The sequence below is a fragment of the Exiguobacterium sp. s152 genome, from assembly GCF_018618335.1.
In the GTDB taxonomy this organism is placed as follows: Bacteria; Bacillota; Bacilli; order Exiguobacteriales; family Exiguobacteriaceae; genus Exiguobacterium; species Exiguobacterium chiriqhucha.
On record NZ_JACSLX010000002.1, the window covers coordinates 194,197 to 213,884 of the forward strand.

Here is a 19,688-nt window from a genome sequence, read left to right on the forward strand (position 1 = left end):
CATCAACACATCTTTTCCCTTATTTCGCCTCTGTATCATTTTCATTTCACCTTCTGTACCATCTAAGCGAAATGACTAATAAATATGATATAATTGGTCATATCGCAATGAGAAAGGAAGTTTTGCATGTTAACGATGAAAGATGTGATTCGTGAAGGAGACGAGCGGCTCCGCGCCCGCTCAATCGAAGTGCCGGTCCCACCGACGGCAGAAGACCTCGCGCTACTCGACGAGATGGAGACGTTCCTCGTCAACAGCCAAGATCCAGAGATGAGCGCGAAGTATGAACTTCGGGGCGGTGTCGGCATCGCCGCACCACAACTCGGCGTCAATCGCCGCTTTTTCACGGTCCTGCTCCATGAAGAAGAAGAGACGTTCAAACTATCCATCTTCAATCCGAAGATTACGAGCCACTCGGTCGAACAGACGTACTTGAATGGCGGTGAAGGCTGTCTATCTGTCGACCGTGTCGTCAAAGGCAACGTGCCCCGATACCGACGCATCACGATTGAAGGGTTCGACCGTGACGGCGCCCCGATTAAATTGCGGCTCCGCGGTATGCGCGCCATCGTCTGTCAACATGAGCTCGACCATTTAGATGGGGTGCTCTTTTACGACCGCATCAACACGACCAACCCGTTAGAGACCTACGGTGAGCCGATTTGAGGTGACGAGCTTGAAGAAAAAGGCACTGTTGTTAGTATTCCCATTTCTGTTTCTTTTAATCGGGGGATGTGTCCGAATCGAATATGATGCGACCGTCCACTACGACCAATCGGTCACGTTAGAGACGACGTATGCTTTCCGCGACCATCCGGTCATGAAGCTGCTCAATTTGCGGCTCGATTGGGATACATGGAAACAACAGGCGAATGAGAACGGGTATGCGACACGTGACTACTCGAGTCAAGACGACTATGAAGGCATGGTGCTCAAGAAGACGTTCGACAACGTCGATGATCTCCAAAACATTAAAGAGGAGTGGAAGACCGGTCCGGCCGGTATCCTCGTCCCACCTGATATGAAGTTTGATGTCGAAAAAGAGGATGGGATTTGGTTTGATTCATACGTCATGAACACGAACCTCGACCTGCGGCTCGAACGCGTCGATTTGCCAGGTCTGAATTTAAGCGGCTCCCCGAAACAACTGGCCGAACGCTATGTTCGACAAGCCGATATCCGGTTCAATCTGACCGTGCCGACCGGGGTGTTCGTCGAAGACGGCACCGGACTCGATGTACGGTCGATGAAACATGTCGAGTGGCAAGTGTACGGTGGCCGTCAAAATAATATGACACTCGTCGCCCACGTGCCGAACGTCAAGGCGTGGATTATCACAGGCGTCATCATCGTCGTCCTTGGCCTAGTCGCTTTCTTTGTTTGGCGAAAATATCGTCAAAACGTCGGTAATCCAGACAAGACGTCGATTCGTTCTCGCATCTTCGGCGGCTTCATCCTCGTCTTGACGCTCGCGTTGATGATCGTGACGATTCGAGACGAGTTGACGACGGAACGGAAATCTGAGGCGATTCGCCAGGCGGCGCAGACGGACGAGTTCATCCCGACGTTCGCCGTTCACGGCTTGCTCGGGACCGACCGCACATTCCTCCGCTTCTCGCAGTATATGGAACAGCGCGGGCTGGCGAAAGATGGAGCCCTCTGTACCGTGACGGTGAAAGGCGCGGTCGATTGCGTCATCAACGACTATAGTTCGAACCGACCGATTGTCCGGATTGAATATGAGGATGCCGAGGCATCGCTCAACAATCAGACCAAGTGGTTAAACCTTGCCATCGAACGCTATAAACAGGAACGAAACCGTTCGTTCGACCGGATGTATTTGATCGGTCACAGCATGGGCGGTGTGGCGGCAGCGAACTATATCTTGAATCAAGACGAATACATCGTCGATAAGTTCGTGACGTATGATAGTCCGTTCGCCGGAACACGACTTGCCAACTTCGGTCTGTCCGCCAGTAATTTCGGGATCAATACCGGCAGTCCTGCCATCCGGGATTTGTCCCCGAGTTCTGACGGGTTGCAGGCGTTCCAAGAAAAACTTGAGACGTGGCCACGCTCCGTCCAAGTGTTCTCCTTCTCGGGACGCGGCGGCGAGTTCAACTTGATTGAGCCAGCGAGTTCGCTCTTGCTAGAAGAATATACGAACAACATCGAGACGGAAACCGTCCCATACGATCATTTCTCGCTCCACCGGAAGACAGACGTCCTCCGCGACACGGGCAGATTCCTTTATGAGTTTACGAACGAGTTCAATCCCGTCGAAACGAATTGATGCAAAACCCGCTTTCACGTGTGAAGGCGGGTTTTGTTCGTCATCATGCTTTTGATGTCTCGTCCGCTCAGCAACCAACAAAGCCCAACTTCAATCGAAGGTGGGCTTGTGTCAGTAAGTCATTGTCCAAGTAAGTTTCTGAAGCCAATAAATCACATACTTTCCGATTGGCAAATCGGTCTGAATCTCATCATAGGCGAGCGTATACGTTCCTTGCTCGTTGTTCCAGAGACGCTTGAAGTATCCATCGATCTCGCGGATGAACTCTGTCTCCTCGGTCGTGACGACTTCGACATCAGCTTCCAAGTTGTAATCGTTCATGTTGCGGGTCGTATAGTTTCCTGACCCTATGACGACGACGCGACGGTCCCCTTCCACGTACAGCATCTTCGGATGATACTGCTCTTCACTGACATCATACCACCTAATCTCGATTTGTTCCGGGTTCACTGTGTTCAACTCCGCGGCGACTGGCAAGTTCGGCAACCCCGACTTGTCGCGCCCGAACGCGTTCGTGTTCGGGTCAAGAATCAGTTTGACGAACACGCCGCGCTCGGCGGCCTCATGAATGGCTTGAATGATGTTGCGGTCGGCCAAATAAAACATGCCGATCCAAATCGTCTCGCCTGATTCCGCTTCTTCCATCGCATTGATGACCGCGTCCTGAATCTTGGATTCTGTGACGTAGCGGATTTGCATCGGGCCCTCCGACGGCTCGTCGCGCAGATTCGCGAGCTTCTCTTCGCTCGGGAAACGTTCGGCATCCCCTTTCGAGAACGTCGCGATCGCTTCTTCCCCTTCGAGAATGTCCGCTAAAATCGGACCATCGAGCCGCACCCCGACGTTCGAATGATAACCGCTCGCATCATGCGGGTTGGCCGATAAGACGAAACCGTCATTTTCGGTCACCATCACTTTGCGGTGGTTCGCTTTCACGTTCAACAGGCGTAAATACGACCGGATTGTGATGTCCGGGGCCGTTTTGACCATCGGGTTCGGCAACCAGCCGTTCTGACTGTCCCCGAACCATTGGAACCCGATGCGATAGAGCGTCGAGTATAAGATGTTCGGGTCGCGGAGCGCATCGAGGTTCGTGTAGACGATCTCCGCGCCCGCTTCCTTCAAGACGTCGAGATGATCGGACGCGTGTCCGTTATAGGTCGTATTGATTTCATCCGTGATTAAGACGACGTTCATGTCCGGATAGGCTTCCATCTGTTCGAGCAAAGCCGATGACAGACTGGCCGTGATGTCCGGATATTGCCGGTCTTCATTCGAATATGGGTTGAATAAGAAAAAGTCCATGACGATATATTCCCGCGCCTCGCGGATTGACCGCTCGACGTCTTGAAAGATCTCTTGCTCGTTCACTTCCGTGTCTTCCCCTTGATACGTCAAATCAAATAAAAAATCGATTTGGTCATCCGAAATCGCGACCGGTTCCGACGCACGCGACACGCCGTCCGGCAACGGTTTGACTTGATGGTATACCATCGTGATGAGGAAGAGTAAGGCGAATACGGCCAGGCCCCATTTCAGCCATCCTTTCTTCCGTTTCTTGCGTTCCATCTAGCACCATCTCCTTTATTATTGACCTCTAAAAAACGGGCTGTAGTCCCCTACAGCCCGCTCGTTCATACTTCCATGATAATCGGAAGAACCATTGGGTGTCTTCGTGTTTTTTGTGCCAAGTATGGCGTGAGTGTATCTGAGACGAGTTGTTTCAACTCCGACCATTTCATCTGCTTGTTCGACAAGCCTTGCTCGACCGTCTTCTTGAGCAAGCGCTCGCCGTCACGAATCAAGCTGCCCGATTCACGCATATAGACGAAGCCGCGTGAAATGATATCTGGACCTGAGACTAGTTTACGCGTCTTGCCGTCGATGCTGATGACGACGACGACGAGTCCGTCTTCTGAGAGGATGCGGCGATCGCGCAAAACGATATTGCCGATGTCCCCGATACCGTTCCCGTCGACGTACACGGCGTTGGCCGAGATTTTCCCGGTGATGGCAGCCGAGTCAGCGTCGACAGCTAGCACTTCACCATTGTCCATGATGAAGCTGTTCTCTTTCGGGATGCCGACCGATTCGGCGAGTTCGGCGTGTTTCACCAACATGCGATACTCCCCGTGAATCGGCATGAAGAATTTCGGGTTAAGCAAGCGAATCATGAGCAATTGTTCTTGTTGCGACCCGTGACCCGACGTGTGAATGTTCGTCAATTTTCCATAAACGACGTCCGCTCCGGCTTTATACAATTGGTCGATCGTCTTCCCGACCGAGATGGCGTTACCCGGAATCGGAGACGACGAGAAGATGACCGTGTCGCCAGGAATAATCGATACTTGACGGTGTGTCCCGTTGGCGATGCGGCTGAGCGCAGCCATCGGCTCACCTTGTGAACCGGTACAAAGAATCGCCACTTCATGCGGCTCGTAGTTTCGTAACTGATTGGCTTCAACGATCATGCCTTTCGGGACGTTGATGAAGCCGAGCTCTTGCCCGATCGTCATGACCTTGTCCATCGAACGGCCGAAGATGGCCAAATGGCGACCCGTCTCGGCACAAGCGTCGACGACTTGTTGTAGTCGATAAATGTTCGAGGCGAACGTCGCGAAGATGACGCGCCCTTCGGCTTTCCGGAACGTCTCACTGATCGTGCCGCCGACAACTTTTTCACTCATCGTGAAGCCTTCGACTTCTGCGTTCGTCGAATCGGACAAGAGGCAAAGCACGCCTTCTTTCCCGATGTCTGCCATCTTGGCGATGTCAGCCGGTTCGCCGACCGGTGTGAAGTCGAACTTAAAGTCACCGGTATGGACGATATTCCCTTGTGGCGTCTTCACGACGACACCGAGCGAGTTCGGAATCGAGTGAGTTGTGCGGAAGAACGAGATGCTCGTCTTTCTGAACTTGACGATGGCGTCCTCATCAATCTCATGCAGTTCCGCTTCCCGGAGCAAACCGTGCTCTTCGAGTTTCACTTTAATCAAGCCGAGCGCGAGTTTTGTCGCGTAAATCGGAAGCTTCACTTGTTTCAAGAGAAACGGGATTCCGCCGATGTGGTCTTCGTGACCGTGGGTGATGAACACCCCTTTGACTTTATCTTTGTTTTTAATCAAATATGAGTAATCAGGGATCACGTAGTCGATTCCAAGCAAGTCATCCTCCGGGAACATGACGCCCGCATCGATGACGATGATTTCATCTTGGAATTGAACAACGTACGTGTTCTTCCCGATTTCTCCGAGTCCGCCTAGTGCGAACACAGCTGTTTGGTGGTTCTTTACAAACTTCATTTAATCTCTCCTTACTACAAGTAGTTGATGTTCATCTATGTGAAACATAAGTGATTCTCGCAATATAATTACGTTCCGTAAGATTCTTTCTTCATTATAGCTTATATTGTGACAATATTTCACTATTGACGTAAGATTGAGGGCGGTTTCTCGATTTCGTGTTATGCTTTTTAGTATACAACTGACTTAATCAAGACAGAGAAAGCATGGTGAAGAAAAATGGAAGATAAGAAAGTAGTCTTTTTTGACATCGATGGCACGTTGCTCCATGAAGGGTCGTACATTCCCCCTTCGACGATCGCGGCCATTCAGCAGCTACGCCACAACGGCGTCGAGACGTTCATCGCGACAGGGCGTGGCCCGGCGATGCTGTCTGATATCCCCGAACAGCTCGGCATCGACAGCTTTGTCTGCTACAACGGACAAATCGTCGTCCACCAAGGCGAAGTCGTCTATCGGAACACGTTGCCGACCGACGCGCTCCGTCGCTTGACCGAACATGCCGGCTCAAACGACCATACGCTCGTCTATCTCGGACAACACCGTGGCGGTGCCACAAAAGCGAACGACCATGTCGTCGAACAGTCACTCGGAGAACTTGATATGCCGATTCCGACATATGATCCGAATTTCCATATCGAACAGGCCGTCTATCAGACGCTCCTATATTGCACGCCTGAAGAAGAACATCACTATTTGGACGCGTACGGCGAGTTTGATTTCATCCGCTGGCATCCGCACGCCATGGACGTCATCAATCGTGGCGCCAGTAAAGCCGACGGTATCCGTCACTTCATCGAGACGAACGGCTATCGGCTTGAGAACACGTACGCGTTCGGCGACGCCTTGAACGATTTGGCGATGCTTCAATACGTCGGAACGGGCATCGCAATGGGCAATGCCCGGGTCGAAGCGAAAGAAGTCGCCGACTTCGTGACGAAATCGATTCTCGAAGATGGAATCGAGTACGGCTTAAAATCAATGAAGCTCATTTAATGAAAAACGAGAGGCGCGCGCCTCTCGTTTTTTATCTGGACCGAAGTGTGCGTTCGAGTCGATCCAAGTCCGTATCTTTCCCGATGATGATCAAGATGTCCTCTGGCAAAATCATCTCGTCGGCTTGCGGTGAGATGATGACGTCATCGTTGCGGCGGACCGCGACGATGTTGACGCCGTATTTGGCGCGAAGGTCCAAATCGATGAGCGACTTGTTCGACAGTTTGTCCGACGCCTTGATTTCAACGATCGAGTGCTCGTTCGAGAGCTCGAGGTAGTCAAGGATGCTTTGGCTCATCAATCCGTTCGCAATCCGGATGCCCATGTCGCGCTCTGGGTGGACGATGTTATCGGCCCCGATGCGGCGCAGCACTTTCTCGTGATAATCATTCGTCGCCTTGACCGTGATGATTTGAACACCGAGCTCTTTTAAAATGAGTGTCGTCAAAATCGAGGCTTGAATGTTTTCACCGATGGCCACGATCACGTGTTCAAAGTTGCGAATGCCGAGACTTTTCAATACGTTCTCGTCGGTCGTGTCCGCGATGACCGCATGCGTCGCCAATCCCATAAACTCGTTGACGCGTTCTTCATCCGCATCGATCGCCAACACGTCATAACCGTTCGCCGACAATTCACGAACAATCGAGCCGCCAAACCGTCCTAATCCGATGACTGCAAATTCACCTGTCATAATTTCATACATCCCTTTCCTACGCTGTTTCTGTTCCCGATTCTTCGTACAGTGTAACCGATTCCCCTCAAAAAAACTATATAAAAAAAGACCGGAATATCCGGTCTTTACGCTTTACCACTCGAACGCTTTCCGCGTACATAGTCATTGTCGAACAAGAACAGGCGTAACAAGAGATACAGCGCCGGTACGAGCAAGAGCAATCCGAGGATGAAGACGACGACGAGGGCGATGGCCATCGACTCGTTGACGACACTTCCGTTGATGTCGATGTACGGATAAAGAATGTACGGCAAGTGCGTATATCCGTATCCGAACCAGGCCATAAAGAACTGACCCATGACCATCAAGAACGCGAGGCCGTAGTTTCGTCTCATGTAGACGAGTGCAACGGCTACAGCGAAGAAAATGAAACTTGCAGCGAACCACCACCAGTTGCCCGCTAAGATGCTCTCATAATGCCAAGCTGCCTGCGACTTCAACCCGAAGAAGACGAGGCCCGACGCGACAATCGTCGGAACGCTCCAGAACAAGGCCCATTTTCGAACGAGTGGGACCGCCTGAGCGTCACGCGCCTTATCGGCATAGAATAAGAGGAACATGGCACTGATATAGAGCACCGACACGATTGCCAAGGTGACGACGGTCCAAGAATAGAAGTTGGTGAACAACTTCATGCCGTCAAAGACGACGTCCGACTCGGTCTCATTGATGAACCCGCCTTGGCTGACCGTAAGAACGGTAGACATCGAGGCCGGGATTAACAGCCCAGTCGCCCCATATAAGAACATATAGAACGTGCTCTCTTTTGAGCCGTAGTTGGCAAACGCGTAGAAACTACCGCGAATCGCCAACAGAATCAACACGACCGAGGCCGGTACGAGAAGCGCCGTCCCGTAATAGTAAGCCGTGTCTGGGAAAAACCCGACGATCCCGACGAAGAAGAAGACGAAGAACACGTTTGTCACTTCCCACGTCGGCGATAAATACCGTGCAATCAGACGGTTGATCTTTTGGTCCCGCTTCGTGTACTTACTATAGAAAGCGAAGAAGCCGGCACCGAAATCAATCGATGCGACGATGAGGTAGCCGTACAAAAACGTCCATAGTACGGCAATCCCTAATTCTTGAATCTGCATGTCATACCCTCCGATCACACTTCATCCGCGAACATCGCTTCACCGCGATGCTCCGATTGTTTTAGTTCTTTCCCTACTGGGTTGTCCTTGAACAGACGAGTCAAGACGAGTACCGTGACCACGCCAAGAACTGCATACAGGATCGCAAAGGCGATAAGCATCCATCCTACGTTTGCCGATGTCGTCGCCGCCTCACTCGTGCGCATCAAATCGTAAAGCGCCCACGGCTGACGACCGAACTCTGCGAAGAACCAACCAAACTCGATGGCCATCATCGCGAGCGGACCGCCTGCGGCGATGGCGATGAGCATCGGTTTACTGAATTGAGGCAGTCGCTTGATATACCGTCCGAGCACGAACAAGAACGAAATCAATGCCAGCAACATCCCGATCCCGACCATCGCATCAAACAGGTAGTGGATGAATAGTGGAGGTTGATCTTCTTTCGCAAATTCATCAAGACCGGTCACCTCATAGTTCGGCACACCGCCCGCTAAAATTGACAAGGCGTACGGAATCTTCAAGGCGCCACGTACTTCGTAACCGCCCTGTCCATCTTCCTCGAGCCATCCGCCTAGAATCAGCTCGGCTTCCGAGGAGGTTTCAAAATGCCACTCCGCAGCCGCCAATTTGTCTGGCTGATACTTCGCCAAGTATTTACCTGAGAAGTCGCCGACGAGAGCAGTCGCAATCGCAAAGATGAGCGCGACGGTCATCGTCAAACGAAGACCTTTTTTATGATACTCGATTGACAACTTGTCGAGCTGGTTCCGTCGTTGACGGAGCAACTGGACAGCGGCGATGGCGGCTAAAATGAACGCCGATGTCAGAATGGCCGACGTCAAGACGTGCGCCATTTTGGTCGGCATCGCTGGGCTGAACATCGCCTCGATTGGACTCACGTTGGCGAGTCGACCGTCGACAATATCAAATCCGACCGGCTGGTTCATGAAGCTATTGACGGTCGTAATGAAGAACCCTGAGAACAAGGCACCTACCGCGACTGGAATCCCGACGAGCATATGGTGCCACGGGTTTTTAAATCGATCCCACGTGTACAAATAAATCCCGAGGAAGATCGCTTCAAAGAAGAAGGCGAACGTTTCCATGAACAGTGGAAGTGCGATCGTTTGACCGGCGACCCGCATAAGGTTCGGCCAAAGTAAAGACAGCTGGAGCCCGATTGCCGTACCTGTCACGACACCGACCGCTACTGTGACGACGTAGCCCCGTGACCAACGACGGGCCATCAAGGTGTATTTCGGATCTTTCTTTTTAATACCTAGAAACTCTGCCAATAAAATGAGTAATGGAACCCCGACGCCGATTGTGGCAAATATCACGTGGAAACCCAACGTGAGTGCCGTTAACGCCCGGCTCATCAGGACAGGATCTTGAAACATCTATTGATTACCTCCTATCTCTCTCTAGCGCGTAAAACCAATGTCTATCGCGCAACATCACAGATGATTTCCCTTGGATACCCTTATCATAATGATTTTATATAGCGCTGTAATGTCTCAATGCTTGAGTTCGCAAAATGTTCACATTTGAGCAAGCTTAACAATATCGACGCTTTACAACTCTTACTTTTTTCCCGAAATTTTAACGGTTCACGCACAATTCTACACATTTCATACAAAAAAGCGGACACCATCGTGTCCGCTCGCTTCATTTAATGATGGCCGTTCTAAAGAAATGATCGAACAGCTCGATGGCGACATCAATGGCCCGCTCATCCGGATTGAGCGTCGATTGGTGTAGTCCCGACCCCATATCGTTCACGCCGAGCCAGACCATAAAGCCTGGTACTTGTTTCAGCATGTATCCGAAATCTTCACCGGTCATGGCCGGTACGCACGTCTTGTATGAGTATCCGACTTCCTCGACCACTTCTTCGAATTGGAACAAATAACGCTCGTCGTTGACGACCTCATGATAACGATTGCCGAACTCGAGGTCGATGTGGACGTTATACGTCATCTCCACCCCGGCGATGATTTGACGGATGCGTCGTTCGAGCACAACCATCTCCTTGTCCGACAAGGCCCGAATCGTACCGTCGAGCTTCGCCGTGTCCGCGATGATGTTCTCTTTCGTCCCAGCCATCACTTTCCCGATCGAGATGACCGCGCTGCCCATCGGGTCGATGTTCCGTGAGACGATTGTTTGCAGCTGCATAATCAATGCGGCCTGGACGATGACGGCATCAATTCCTGCGTGTGGGAAGGCACCATGCCCGCCTTTCCCATGAATCGTCAGATGCAACTCGCGCGCACTCGCGAACAATACACCTGGACGTGATGCGATCGTGCCGACAGGATATTCTGGTGCGACGTGAAGTCCGAACATCGCATCGGGACGGAAATGATAGAACAGTTCCGACATGGCCATCGGCTCAGCTCCGCCCGGACCTTCTTCGGCTGGTTGGAAGAAGATGACGAGGTGATGGTCGAGCGGCTCTTCGACGGCTCGCTTAATCAACCCGAGAGCGATTGCCATATGAACGTCATGGCCACAGGCGTGCATCATCCCTTCATGAACCGAGGCAAACTCAAGGCCGGTCTCTTCGGTGATTGGTAAGCCGTCCATGTCGGCCCGGTAACCAATCGTCTTTTCGCCGACAAGCCCGTCGATGCGGACAAACAAACCGGTACGCCAATGCGAGATGTGCACTCTCGGTGAGTTTAAGGATCGAATCAGTTCTTCAAGCGTCGCCTGTGTCTTGAACTCTTCATAGCCTCGTTCTGGAATCAAATGTAATTGCCGTCTTGCCTCAATTGCCCAACTCATTCCACACTCTCCTTCGTCACTTCATCAACAATCTCCCAAAACGCCTTCACTTGCGCCAACTTAAGCATCGACTCGGTCGATAACATCCACGTATCCCGGACAAGCGGAATCCCGTCCGACGACGTGAGCGGAATCTTATTGATCGCCTCGACATCACGAATCGTCGACTCAGGTAAAATCGCAAATCCGATTCCGTGTAACGCCATCTGTTTGCACGTCTCGATTTGGTCGACGACGAGCGTCGTGAGCGGCGGACTCGAGAAGCGCTCTTGCCACCACTCCAAAATTTCCTGATAATACGTCGAGTCGCTCTTGAATTGAATGAACGAACGCTCGTTATTTTTTAATTGTTTCAAATCGGTCATCCGCAAGTCGACCAGGTGAAGCGAATCTGAGAACAATTTCATCTTCTCGCCGCGCCAATCCGGATTCCCGCGAATGATGCCGATATGGAAATTTTCCTCTAGCATATAGCGCATCATCTCGCTTGACCAGCCCGTGACGAGTTTGACTCGAACCGATGGATACCGCTCGACGAATCGCTTCAAAACACGCGGTAGCCAATACTGACCCATGATGGATGCGACGGCGATTTTTAATGTACCGTACACCTCACCTTGTTGCGCTGTCAACTCCCCACGCAGCTCCTGCTCCTCGCTATACATCTTCTTCGCGAAGTCGATGATTTTTTCACCGTCCGGCGTGAGCGCGAGGCCCCGTGTCGAACGGACAAAAATTTTCTTGCCCCACTGATGCTCGATTGTGACGAGGCGCTGACTGAGTGCGGGCTGGGAGACGAACAAGCGCTCCGCCGCTTTCCGCATATTCAACTCTTCGGCGAGGACGATTAACACTTCCACTTCTGATACTTGCATGACGTCACCTATTTCTCTATCGTTTCAAAGATTGTATACTGGATACGTTATTGCTTCACTGTATCATATCATGTTTGTCGATTAGTTTTGAATCGTCAGGAGGAAATCAGATGCAACGTCATCATTTTGCCTTTATTGTCGCCACCATCGCGACGCTTGGCAGTCTTTATTTCTCGGAAATCATGCTGTACGTGCCATGCAAGTTATGCTGGTTCCAACGCATATTTATGTATCCGCTCGCCATCTATTACTTGACGGTACTGCTCTCTAACCGTGCTGTGAACAAATTGTTCGTCGGTCTCATGGCCGGGGCGGGTTGGGCAATCGCCCTCTATCACGTCATTCTCGAACGCATCCCGAACGGCGACGCGTTCTGCAGTAACGACTGTTTGATTCGTTGGGTGAACTACTTCGGATTCCTCACGATCCCGCTGCTCAGCTTGATCGCGTTCACGCTCATCTTGTTCATCCAATTCGTGCCGACACGCTCGAAGCGCTAATGAATCATTCGTCAAAATGGAACCGGTCTATGGATCGGTTCTTTTGTTTTATTTACGATTGCTTTGGCCGGCACCCTCCGTTCCTGGGGCGATGCGGATGCCTCCGCATCGTGAATCGCGCTTTACGGGGTCATCCTTGCATCGCTCTCCCCTAGGAGTTCGATTGCCGGCTTTTGACATCGATTAATCTGTAGCATAGTGAAGTCCCTTCGATCCGGCCCGTGGCGCCCTGACTCATGCAGGAAAGCAATCCGACGAAGACCTCGCAGTGCCGGATTCGGCGCGAGGAGGCTTCGGGATTGCCTGCTGAAAGCATGGGCGCCTAACGGGACGGTTCGAAAGCTACCACATAAAAAAAGAACCAGCCGGGGGCTGGTTCTTAAGATCACTGCCACCACTCGTCATAGAGCGAAGCTGGCATATGGTGCTTATGGCGCGACCGTTTGAAGATTGTCTCAATCCGTTCAGCGATGGCTGGATCGACTGACTTCCCTTCGAGATAGTCATCAAGTTGATCATACGTCATCCCGAGAGCGACCTCGTCCGGGAGTCCCGGTTTGTCATCTTCCAAATCAGCCGTCGGCACTTTGTAAATCAAGCTCTCATGCGCTTCAAGTTCATGGAGCAACGCTTTCCCTTGGCGCTTGTTCAATCCTGTGAGCGGCGTCAAGTCGGCCGCCCCGTCCCCGTGCTTCGTGTAAAAACCAGTGACGTATTCGGCCGCATGGTCCGTGCCGACGACGAGGGCACCGTACGTGGCTGCGATGTCGTATTGCACTTTCATCCGCTCGCGCGCTTTCGTGTTCCCTTTATGGAAGTCGCCAAGTTCGAGTCCCGTCGCTTCATGGAACGAGTTGGCTGAGGCATCGACGGCCGGTTTCACGTTGACCGTGAACGTTTTGTCCGGTCGAATGAAGTCGAGGGCACGTTTGGCGTCGGCCTCGTCATGTTGCTCGCCATAGGGCAGACGGACGGCGTAGAATGTAAAGTCCGCACTTGTTTCCTCACGCAATTCTTCCATCGCCAGCTGGCAGAGCTTGCCGGCGAGCGTTGAGTCTTGTCCTCCCGAGATGCCGAGGACGAGCCCTTTCGCGCCTGCTCGTTTGACATAAGCCTTTAAAAAATCGATTCGGCGACGAATCTCTTCGGCTGGGTTGATGGATGGTTTGACGTGTGTTGTCTCAATAATATGTTGCTGCATTCTCAACTTCCTCCCTATCTGATATCGGTTTGCCTAATTGTCTGACAATCTATGAATGCCGTCAACTTGTTTCATTCCCGAAACAAAACGACGGAAACCTAAGTTTCCGTCGTCCGGTTATTGAATGCGGAACGATGCGACGTCGCCGCCGATCGGTGTCATCTCCAAGAATAATGCTTTTCCTGCCGGTAGTTCTTCATCCATTAAGACACCAAATGTGAAGCTGCCACTTGTCACTTCGGCCGCACCTTGGGCATATAGATTATGACCGTCCGACACGCTCCATTCGAACTCTTCGACGTCCGTGTATCCAGAAACATCGATCGCGTTACCGTTCAATTTGATGGCCACATCGCGGAACGAACCGTCCGTTTGCGCGGGTTGGTCGCTCGGCTCTTCAACGGGTTCTTCTGTCGTTTCTTCCGTCGTTTCTTCGGCCGGCTCTTCCGGTGTTTCTTCAGTCGGCACCTCGGAAGCTTCAACGGTCAGCGACTGTTGATCGGTGACCGCCATCTCAGGTGCACCTTCGACTTGGGCCAGACCGACGAAGTCCACCGTGTACTCACCCGCTTCGAGCGTGAGTGGGAATACTTCATCGAACACTTTCTTCTCATCTGGTGCCCACGTCTCTTCGATAATCGATTCTGTGAACATATATTCACTGCCATAGTCGAAGATGGTCGTATCCCCGTTCATTACCGTCATCTGAAAGCGTTGCGACGAATTGAACGTCACGTTGACGGGCTCCTCGTTCGGATTCGTCATCGATACCGTCGCCGACAACTGTTTGGACTCGGCATCGTAGCTCACGTCCGTCTCGAGTGTCAATAAGGCAGGCGGTGTCGACGCGTTACCGTCCACATCGCTCGGGTTCGCTTCTTCTTTGCTGCAAGCCGCGACGACCAACATCATCGCCGTAACGATTGCCAATAACCAAGTTTTCTTCACGTATCCCACTCTCCTCCGAAAAATAAAAAAACGTCTATAGCACTAGTGTAAACGTTCGTGCAGACGTTTGTAATGGGTTTACGGATATTATTCACCTTTATTATGAAACTTGGACGTTTTCCACGTATTGCTGCCATCCTGTCATGAACAACGCGTCAGCGACGTCGATATCGGACCGAACTTGTGCAGAGATCGAGAACGTCTCGCTGTGAATCGACTCAAAGATGACCGTGATCATACCATCGACGACTTCCTTATAGGCTACGAGTTCTGGTGTTTCTGCAAAAAGCATCATGAGTGTGGCTCCTTTTCGGTTATAAGATATGTATAGTGTATCAACGATTATATTGAGAATAACGTCCCATCGTTCGACAGGCCAAAAGACCCGTTTACCCAACTGTCGAATTGCTGGTATCGATTGTTAGTCATTTGGATGAATTATCAAATTATTCGTGCAAAAAGAGAGACGAATCGCAATCCGATTCGTCTCTCTTCCTGTAACTGTAAAAAAATTAAATTCATGATTGTCGAATGATTTGTTACTTCGTTCGGTTTGAAATTTGTTGCCACACTGTCCCGAGTGCCGTTTCCCCGCTCGTAATCCGTTCTTTGGCAAGGCGTGCCTGCAACGACACCTCGAACTCACGATCGTCTTCGGCGATTTTGAGGGCGGGTACGGCCTGTTCATCTCCGCAGTCGAACAAGAATCGAGCGGCCCGCCACCGGACGAGCTTGCTCTTATCCTTGAGCGCCTCAATCATCGACGGTTGCGACTGCGGCAACGCCCAATCGGACACCGTGTCGCCGGCCGTACGCCGTACAATCGGTGACGAGTCGACGAGCGCCTGTTCGATATACGTGACATACTCTTCCCGATTCTCTTCGAACATGCCAATCATGACGACCGCTTGTCGACGGATGGCCATCACCTTGTCCTCGAGGGCGCGGCGGAAGTACACCATGTTGTCCGGGGTAATCTCGAGCTCGTCCAAGAACGCCAAACGTGCTTTCCAATCGTCTGATTGCAATTGGTTCGCATTGGCTTCATAGTCGGCTTCCCGGCCAAACGCCCGGGCGACGATGCGAGCGACCCGCTCTTCAGGATACGCCGCCTCGAGTTCTTCTTGCGCGACGACACTCACATCCTCGAGCTCACCGTAACGCGGGGCTTGTTCGACCCAGCGTCGGTCTTGGATGACGTTTTTCACTTGGGCCTGCACGTCAAGTGCGGCGTCGACGAACCGTTTTGACAGGCCGACCCGTTTTTCCGAATCGCCTTTGACGAGTTTCAATTGCATCGGCACATCGAGGACGAACTGGACCGAGACGTGCACCGGTTCGTAGTCCGCCGCCATTTGGCTTGCCTCGACTTCCGGCACGTCTTCCCCGAACGCGCGGCGAATCTCGTTCATGACGTCGTGCCAGTCATGTTTCGGATGGCGTTCGACGGCGAGGAAGTCGGAGACAGCGTAGACCGACTTGACCCCGCGTAAGCCGACGATGTCTTCAATGATCGGCGGCATATCACGGCTCGCCTTGTCATACGTGACACCACGGCCCGTGAACGCCGGTTCGACGATAATCTTCAAGTTATTTGGACTTGGAGTTGGTTCGATTGCTACTAATTTCATTCTCATCACCTCACTCTCAATCGTGACGAAAACGACAAAAAAACGCAAGCGAGTCGCTTGCGTCGTGAACAATCAAAATAGGGCGATGAACTGTTGGAGCGAATACTCTTCTCCTTCGACGATGAACGTATCATCTGCTGACACAGGCTCAAGGAAGAAGCGCTTCTCCCCATCGGTTTTGACGTATCCGAAGATATGGCTCGTTTGATAGAACAATTCCACAATCGTCACCCGGCCGAACGTCATCCCGTCATTGATGATTGCCCGGTCCTCCAACTCGCCGCCATTATACAGTTCAATATACGTTTGCATGTTTGTCGTCGCTCCCTTTGTGTTTGTTTTCACAATTCATTTCTATCAAACAATTAGGGCGACTTCAAGTTAATTTTTTGCGTGACGCTTCCAAAAATCAATCCAGTTATAATACTCGGATAACACTCGGTCGATTTGTTGCCGAGACTTTTCATCGTGTAATCCAGTATCATCAATCTTTTCTTTACAATGTGTGATAAAGATTTCATTTCCTGGTAAAACGTTAGCACGATTTGTGGCAAATACTTGACGGAGATGTATTTGACATCGCGCCGTCCCAAGCATACCCGGAGACGCCCCGGCAATCATGACCGGTTTCTCACGGAGCGGCGTGCCTGGTTCGAGCGACAGCCAATCGATTGCGTTCTTCAACACACCCGGGATGCTGTGGTTATATTCCGGGGTGACGACGAGCAGACCGTCCGCCTCACGCACGGCTCGTTTGAAGTTGCGTACGACTTCGGGTTCATCCGGGTCGATCAAGTCGTCGTTATAGAGCGGCATCTCAATCGAAGCGATCTCGACGTCGAACCAATCTTGCCCGAGCTCGATGATGGAATGGAGCAGCGCCGTGTTATATGACGCCTTACGAAGACTTCCTGATACGGCAACGAGTTTGAATTTAGACATCCTGTACCTCCTTGAGCCAATCATTGATGAGTTGCGCTTCTCGTTCTGGCTGTTCCATCATCCCCATATGGCTAGCCGGTACCGTCTGTTTCGTATGACGGTCCGCCCCTAGGAAAGCGCGTTCCGCATCCATGTTCGGATCACTAGATCCATAGAGGAAGAGACCGGGCAATTTCGTCGACCGGACCGTCTCCGTTTCATCGGCACGGTCGCGAATGGCCATCTGCGCGGAAATGATTCCTTCTTTTGACATCTCGTAGCCGATTTGCTTAGCGCGTTCAATCAACGCGGTGTCGGAATCAGCGGCAAACACACTCGGAATCATCGTGTCGATGAACGGATGTACCCCTTCTTCCATCACTCGTTCGATGGCTTCATTCCGCTTCGCTTTGGCAGGCTCTGGATCAGCCGCCGCTGTCGAATGAATCAATCCGAAACCAGATAGCGCATCCGGATGACGGCGGACGAGGTTGGTCGTGATGTAGCCCCCGAACGAATGACCGAGCACAATTGGACGCTTAAGATCGCGCAGTTTTATTTCAGAAAGCACCCAATCCGCAAACTGATCCATCGTCTCTGGTCCAGCCTCCGTCCCGGAATGTCCCGGTAATATCAGCGCGTATACGTCCGCGTCCATCAATGGGATAAGTTCCTCAAAATAGTCAGGTGATCCACACAATCCATGTAACAGCACAACTTGTCTCAACGTCATTCCTCCCTTTCATTCCATTCGTCTTTCAAGAGACGATACATCGTCAAATCCATGAAACGTCCGTGACTATACGCATAGTCATGGAGCAGCCCTTCCTCCGTAAAGCCGAGCTTTTGCACCAACCGGTTCGACCCTTCGTTCCCCGGGGCGACGAGCGCCGAGATGCGATGAAACTTGAACTCGTCAAACCCGTATCGAATGACGGCAGACGCCGCCTCGAACGCGACACCCTGGCGCCAATGGCTCGGCGCGACCTCGAAGCCGATTTCGGCCCGAAAATACTGCGGGGTCCAGTTGTGAAAGCCGATCGTCCCAATCAGTTCGTTCGTTTCGCGGTCACAGATCGCCCAGCGAATCGCTTTTCCTTGCTGAAACTGATCTTTGAAATAAGCGATGACGTTCTTCGCCTCGTAGACGGCCAGCAAAGGATCGGACCCGTAATAACGCATCACTTCCTCGGTCGAAAGAATCACATAGAGTGCCCTTGCGTCACGGGGTTCGAGTTCCCTTAAGATGAACCGACTCGTCACGAGCTCGGGAAAGCTTTTTTTCAACCCCCACATATGGAATCCGCCTTTCTGCTTCTTTTCCTCAATTATAACCATTTTCCCAAAAAAACCATCATCTCAATCCTCTAGAACCGCTCAAACATGGCGCACCCCGAATGGATTTGCTAAAATCAAATTATAGTGACTTCGAACTGAGGGGATAAATATGTCAAAACAGTTGTTCTATATTAAACAAGACCGAGAACTGCAACGTTTTACACTGCATGGCGTGACTTTAAACGATGTCACCGAGGCGTTATCACTCGCCCGCCCGATGATTATTTGTCGGACGGACATGAAAGGGATGAGACAGTCGTCCCGGACCCGGTTCCGCTATATCGAGGCGCACGAACTGTCGACGTTCTCGACCAAGTATTTAAATAACCAAACGAGTTTCACCGCCATCGACTTTCCTGACTATCATCTGCTTGAATCGTTATCGGATCACGAGATCGCTGAAATCTTGTTCCTCAGTCATATGGAACGTGGCTTAAAAGGACCTTTCCTGAACTCGATTCAAAACGAGATTGCCTTCTTCAACGAATCGAATGATCGTCATAGCAGCCTGTACATAAAAGACTGGTCGACGATCTCGCACTTCTTGCAGAGCGTGCTGCAAAGCAAGCTCGACCGCGACATTCGCAACATCAGTTTCGTCCCAATCCCGCTCCCGGTCATCGATGAGATTTTGGCGTTATCACCGCAAGGGTTGATTATCGATTTCGATCATACGAAGCGGAGCCTGTTCAATCGGCAAGTCTCGATTGCCTTCTATGTCGCCGGGCGTTACGAGGACATGTCGGTGCTCGAAGAAGACTTTGATGCGAAAAAAGAATCGATCGCGTTGAAAGGACAATTGACGTATCGCCGTCGTACGTGGGAGATTGAACGATTTTGAGTTCACCCGTGCAATAATCTTTATCGAACCTGAGCCAATCAGGTTCTTTTTTGTTATCCCGCTCATACGGATTACGTTTCAAATCCCATCACCAAGCGCCTGAGACACTATTTTTATAAATTGATAACAAATTGTCTTAATTTTTCGTTAAATTAACTCTTTTCTTTTATCGCGAGGAGGGTATACTAGGAATAACCTTCTGGAGGAATGGAAGGC

Annotated in this window: 20 protein-coding genes; 5 read left to right on the forward strand and 15 right to left on the reverse strand. The window is 51.4% G+C overall.

Annotated elements, in window-relative coordinates; all coding sequences use genetic code 11:
* Positions 1-126 precede the first annotated feature (126 nt).
* Together def and KNP72_RS05020 are read left to right on the forward strand one after the other, a co-directional pair.
* Complete coding sequence (gene def / locus KNP72_RS05015) at positions 127-666, forward strand: peptide deformylase (RefSeq protein ID WP_021066993.1); 540 nt, start codon at positions 127-129, stop codon at positions 664-666.
* Position 667: 1 nt separating this feature from the next.
* A complete protein-coding gene (locus KNP72_RS05020) occupies positions 668-2,293 on the forward strand; it encodes an alpha/beta hydrolase (protein WP_214719573.1) in 1,626 nt (541 codons plus the stop codon).
* A 111-nt stretch (positions 2,294-2,404) separates the two neighbouring features.
* Here the strand turns inward: KNP72_RS05020 and KNP72_RS05025 are convergent, their stop codons facing one another.
* Complete coding sequence (locus KNP72_RS05025) at positions 2,405-3,862, reverse strand: phospholipase D family protein (RefSeq protein WP_214719505.1); 1,458 nt, start codon at positions 3,860-3,862, stop codon at positions 2,405-2,407.
* A gap of 65 nt (positions 3,863-3,927) precedes the next feature.
* Entirely contained in the window at positions 3,928-5,595 is a 1,668-nt protein-coding gene (gene rnjA / locus KNP72_RS05030) for a ribonuclease J1 (protein WP_021066990.1), read from the reverse strand.
* A 219-nt stretch (positions 5,596-5,814) separates the two neighbouring features.
* Here rnjA and KNP72_RS05035 point away from each other — a divergent pair, with 219 nt between their 5' ends.
* On the forward strand, positions 5,815-6,591 hold the full coding sequence (locus KNP72_RS05035) for a Cof-type HAD-IIB family hydrolase (RefSeq protein WP_214719506.1): 777 nt from the start codon (positions 5,815-5,817) through the stop codon (positions 6,589-6,591).
* Positions 6,592-6,622: 31 nt separating this feature from the next.
* Here KNP72_RS05035 and KNP72_RS05040 read toward each other — a convergent pair whose 3' ends face one another.
* The 5 genes from KNP72_RS05040 to KNP72_RS05060 all read right to left on the reverse strand — a co-directional run bounded on the left by KNP72_RS05040 (position 6,623) and on the right by KNP72_RS05060 (position 12,092).
* Positions 6,623-7,285 carry a potassium channel family protein gene (locus tag KNP72_RS05040; protein ID WP_029595762.1) on the reverse strand — a complete coding sequence of 221 codons (663 nt, stop codon included), beginning with the start codon at positions 7,283-7,285 and terminating at the stop codon, positions 6,623-6,625.
* Between the two features lie 107 nt (positions 7,286-7,392).
* Positions 7,393-8,424, reverse strand: a complete 1,032-nt coding sequence (locus tag KNP72_RS05045; protein ID WP_214832371.1) for a cytochrome d ubiquinol oxidase subunit II — start codon at positions 8,422-8,424, stop codon at positions 7,393-7,395.
* A gap of 14 nt (positions 8,425-8,438) precedes the next feature.
* Entirely contained in the window at positions 8,439-9,827 is a 1,389-nt protein-coding gene (locus KNP72_RS05050; protein WP_214719508.1) for a cytochrome ubiquinol oxidase subunit I, read from the reverse strand.
* Between the two features lie 268 nt (positions 9,828-10,095).
* Positions 10,096-11,217, reverse strand: a complete 1,122-nt coding sequence (locus tag KNP72_RS05055; protein ID WP_214832372.1) for an N-acetyldiaminopimelate deacetylase — start codon at positions 11,215-11,217, stop codon at positions 10,096-10,098.
* Positions 11,214-12,092, reverse strand: a complete 879-nt coding sequence (locus KNP72_RS05060) for a transcriptional regulator CcpC (RefSeq protein ID WP_214832373.1) — start codon at positions 12,090-12,092, stop codon at positions 11,214-11,216. Before KNP72_RS05060 ends, KNP72_RS05055 begins: the two co-directional genes overlap by 4 nt.
* A gap of 110 nt (positions 12,093-12,202) precedes the next feature.
* On the opposite strand from KNP72_RS05060, the gene KNP72_RS05065 reads away from it, so the two are divergent.
* Positions 12,203-12,592, forward strand: coding sequence for a disulfide bond formation protein B (locus tag KNP72_RS05065; protein ID WP_214832374.1), 390 nt, complete (start codon positions 12,203-12,205; stop codon positions 12,590-12,592).
* A 385-nt stretch (positions 12,593-12,977) separates the two neighbouring features.
* Here the strand turns inward: KNP72_RS05065 and nadE are convergent, their stop codons facing one another.
* The 8 genes from nadE to KNP72_RS05105 all read right to left on the reverse strand — a co-directional run bounded on the left by nadE (position 12,978) and on the right by KNP72_RS05105 (position 18,589).
* Positions 12,978-13,793, reverse strand: coding sequence for an ammonia-dependent NAD(+) synthetase (nadE, locus tag KNP72_RS05070; protein WP_029595764.1), 816 nt, complete (start codon positions 13,791-13,793; stop codon positions 12,978-12,980).
* Positions 13,794-13,910: 117 nt separating this feature from the next.
* Positions 13,911-14,741 carry a BsuPI-related putative proteinase inhibitor gene (locus tag KNP72_RS05075; protein WP_353048444.1) on the reverse strand — a complete coding sequence of 277 codons (831 nt, stop codon included), beginning with the start codon at positions 14,739-14,741 and terminating at the stop codon, positions 13,911-13,913.
* A gap of 100 nt (positions 14,742-14,841) precedes the next feature.
* Entirely contained in the window at positions 14,842-15,036 is a 195-nt protein-coding gene (locus tag KNP72_RS05080) for a hypothetical protein (RefSeq protein ID WP_021066980.1), read from the reverse strand.
* A gap of 244 nt (positions 15,037-15,280) precedes the next feature.
* Positions 15,281-16,372 carry a virulence factor gene (locus tag KNP72_RS05085; RefSeq protein WP_029595766.1) on the reverse strand — a complete coding sequence of 364 codons (1,092 nt, stop codon included), beginning with the start codon at positions 16,370-16,372 and terminating at the stop codon, positions 15,281-15,283.
* A 72-nt stretch (positions 16,373-16,444) separates the two neighbouring features.
* Positions 16,445-16,684, reverse strand: a complete 240-nt coding sequence (locus tag KNP72_RS05090; RefSeq protein ID WP_214832621.1) for a hypothetical protein — start codon at positions 16,682-16,684, stop codon at positions 16,445-16,447.
* 69 nt (positions 16,685-16,753) lie between these two features.
* Positions 16,754-17,314, reverse strand: a complete 561-nt coding sequence (locus tag KNP72_RS05095) for an NADPH-dependent FMN reductase (RefSeq protein ID WP_214832375.1) — start codon at positions 17,312-17,314, stop codon at positions 16,754-16,756.
* Positions 17,307-18,020, reverse strand: a complete 714-nt coding sequence (locus tag KNP72_RS05100) for an alpha/beta fold hydrolase (RefSeq protein WP_214832377.1) — start codon at positions 18,018-18,020, stop codon at positions 17,307-17,309. Before KNP72_RS05100 ends, KNP72_RS05095 begins: the two co-directional genes overlap by 8 nt.
* Positions 18,021-18,022: 2 nt before the next feature.
* Positions 18,023-18,589, reverse strand: a complete 567-nt coding sequence (locus KNP72_RS05105; protein ID WP_214719512.1) for a GNAT family N-acetyltransferase — start codon at positions 18,587-18,589, stop codon at positions 18,023-18,025.
* Between the two features lie 151 nt (positions 18,590-18,740).
* Between KNP72_RS05105 and KNP72_RS05110 the strand changes: the two genes are divergently transcribed.
* The gene (locus tag KNP72_RS05110; RefSeq protein WP_021066974.1) at positions 18,741-19,472 is read left to right on the forward strand and encodes a hypothetical protein; all 732 of its coding nucleotides are present in this window, start codon (positions 18,741-18,743) and stop codon (positions 19,470-19,472) included.
* Positions 19,473-19,688 lie beyond the last annotated feature (216 nt).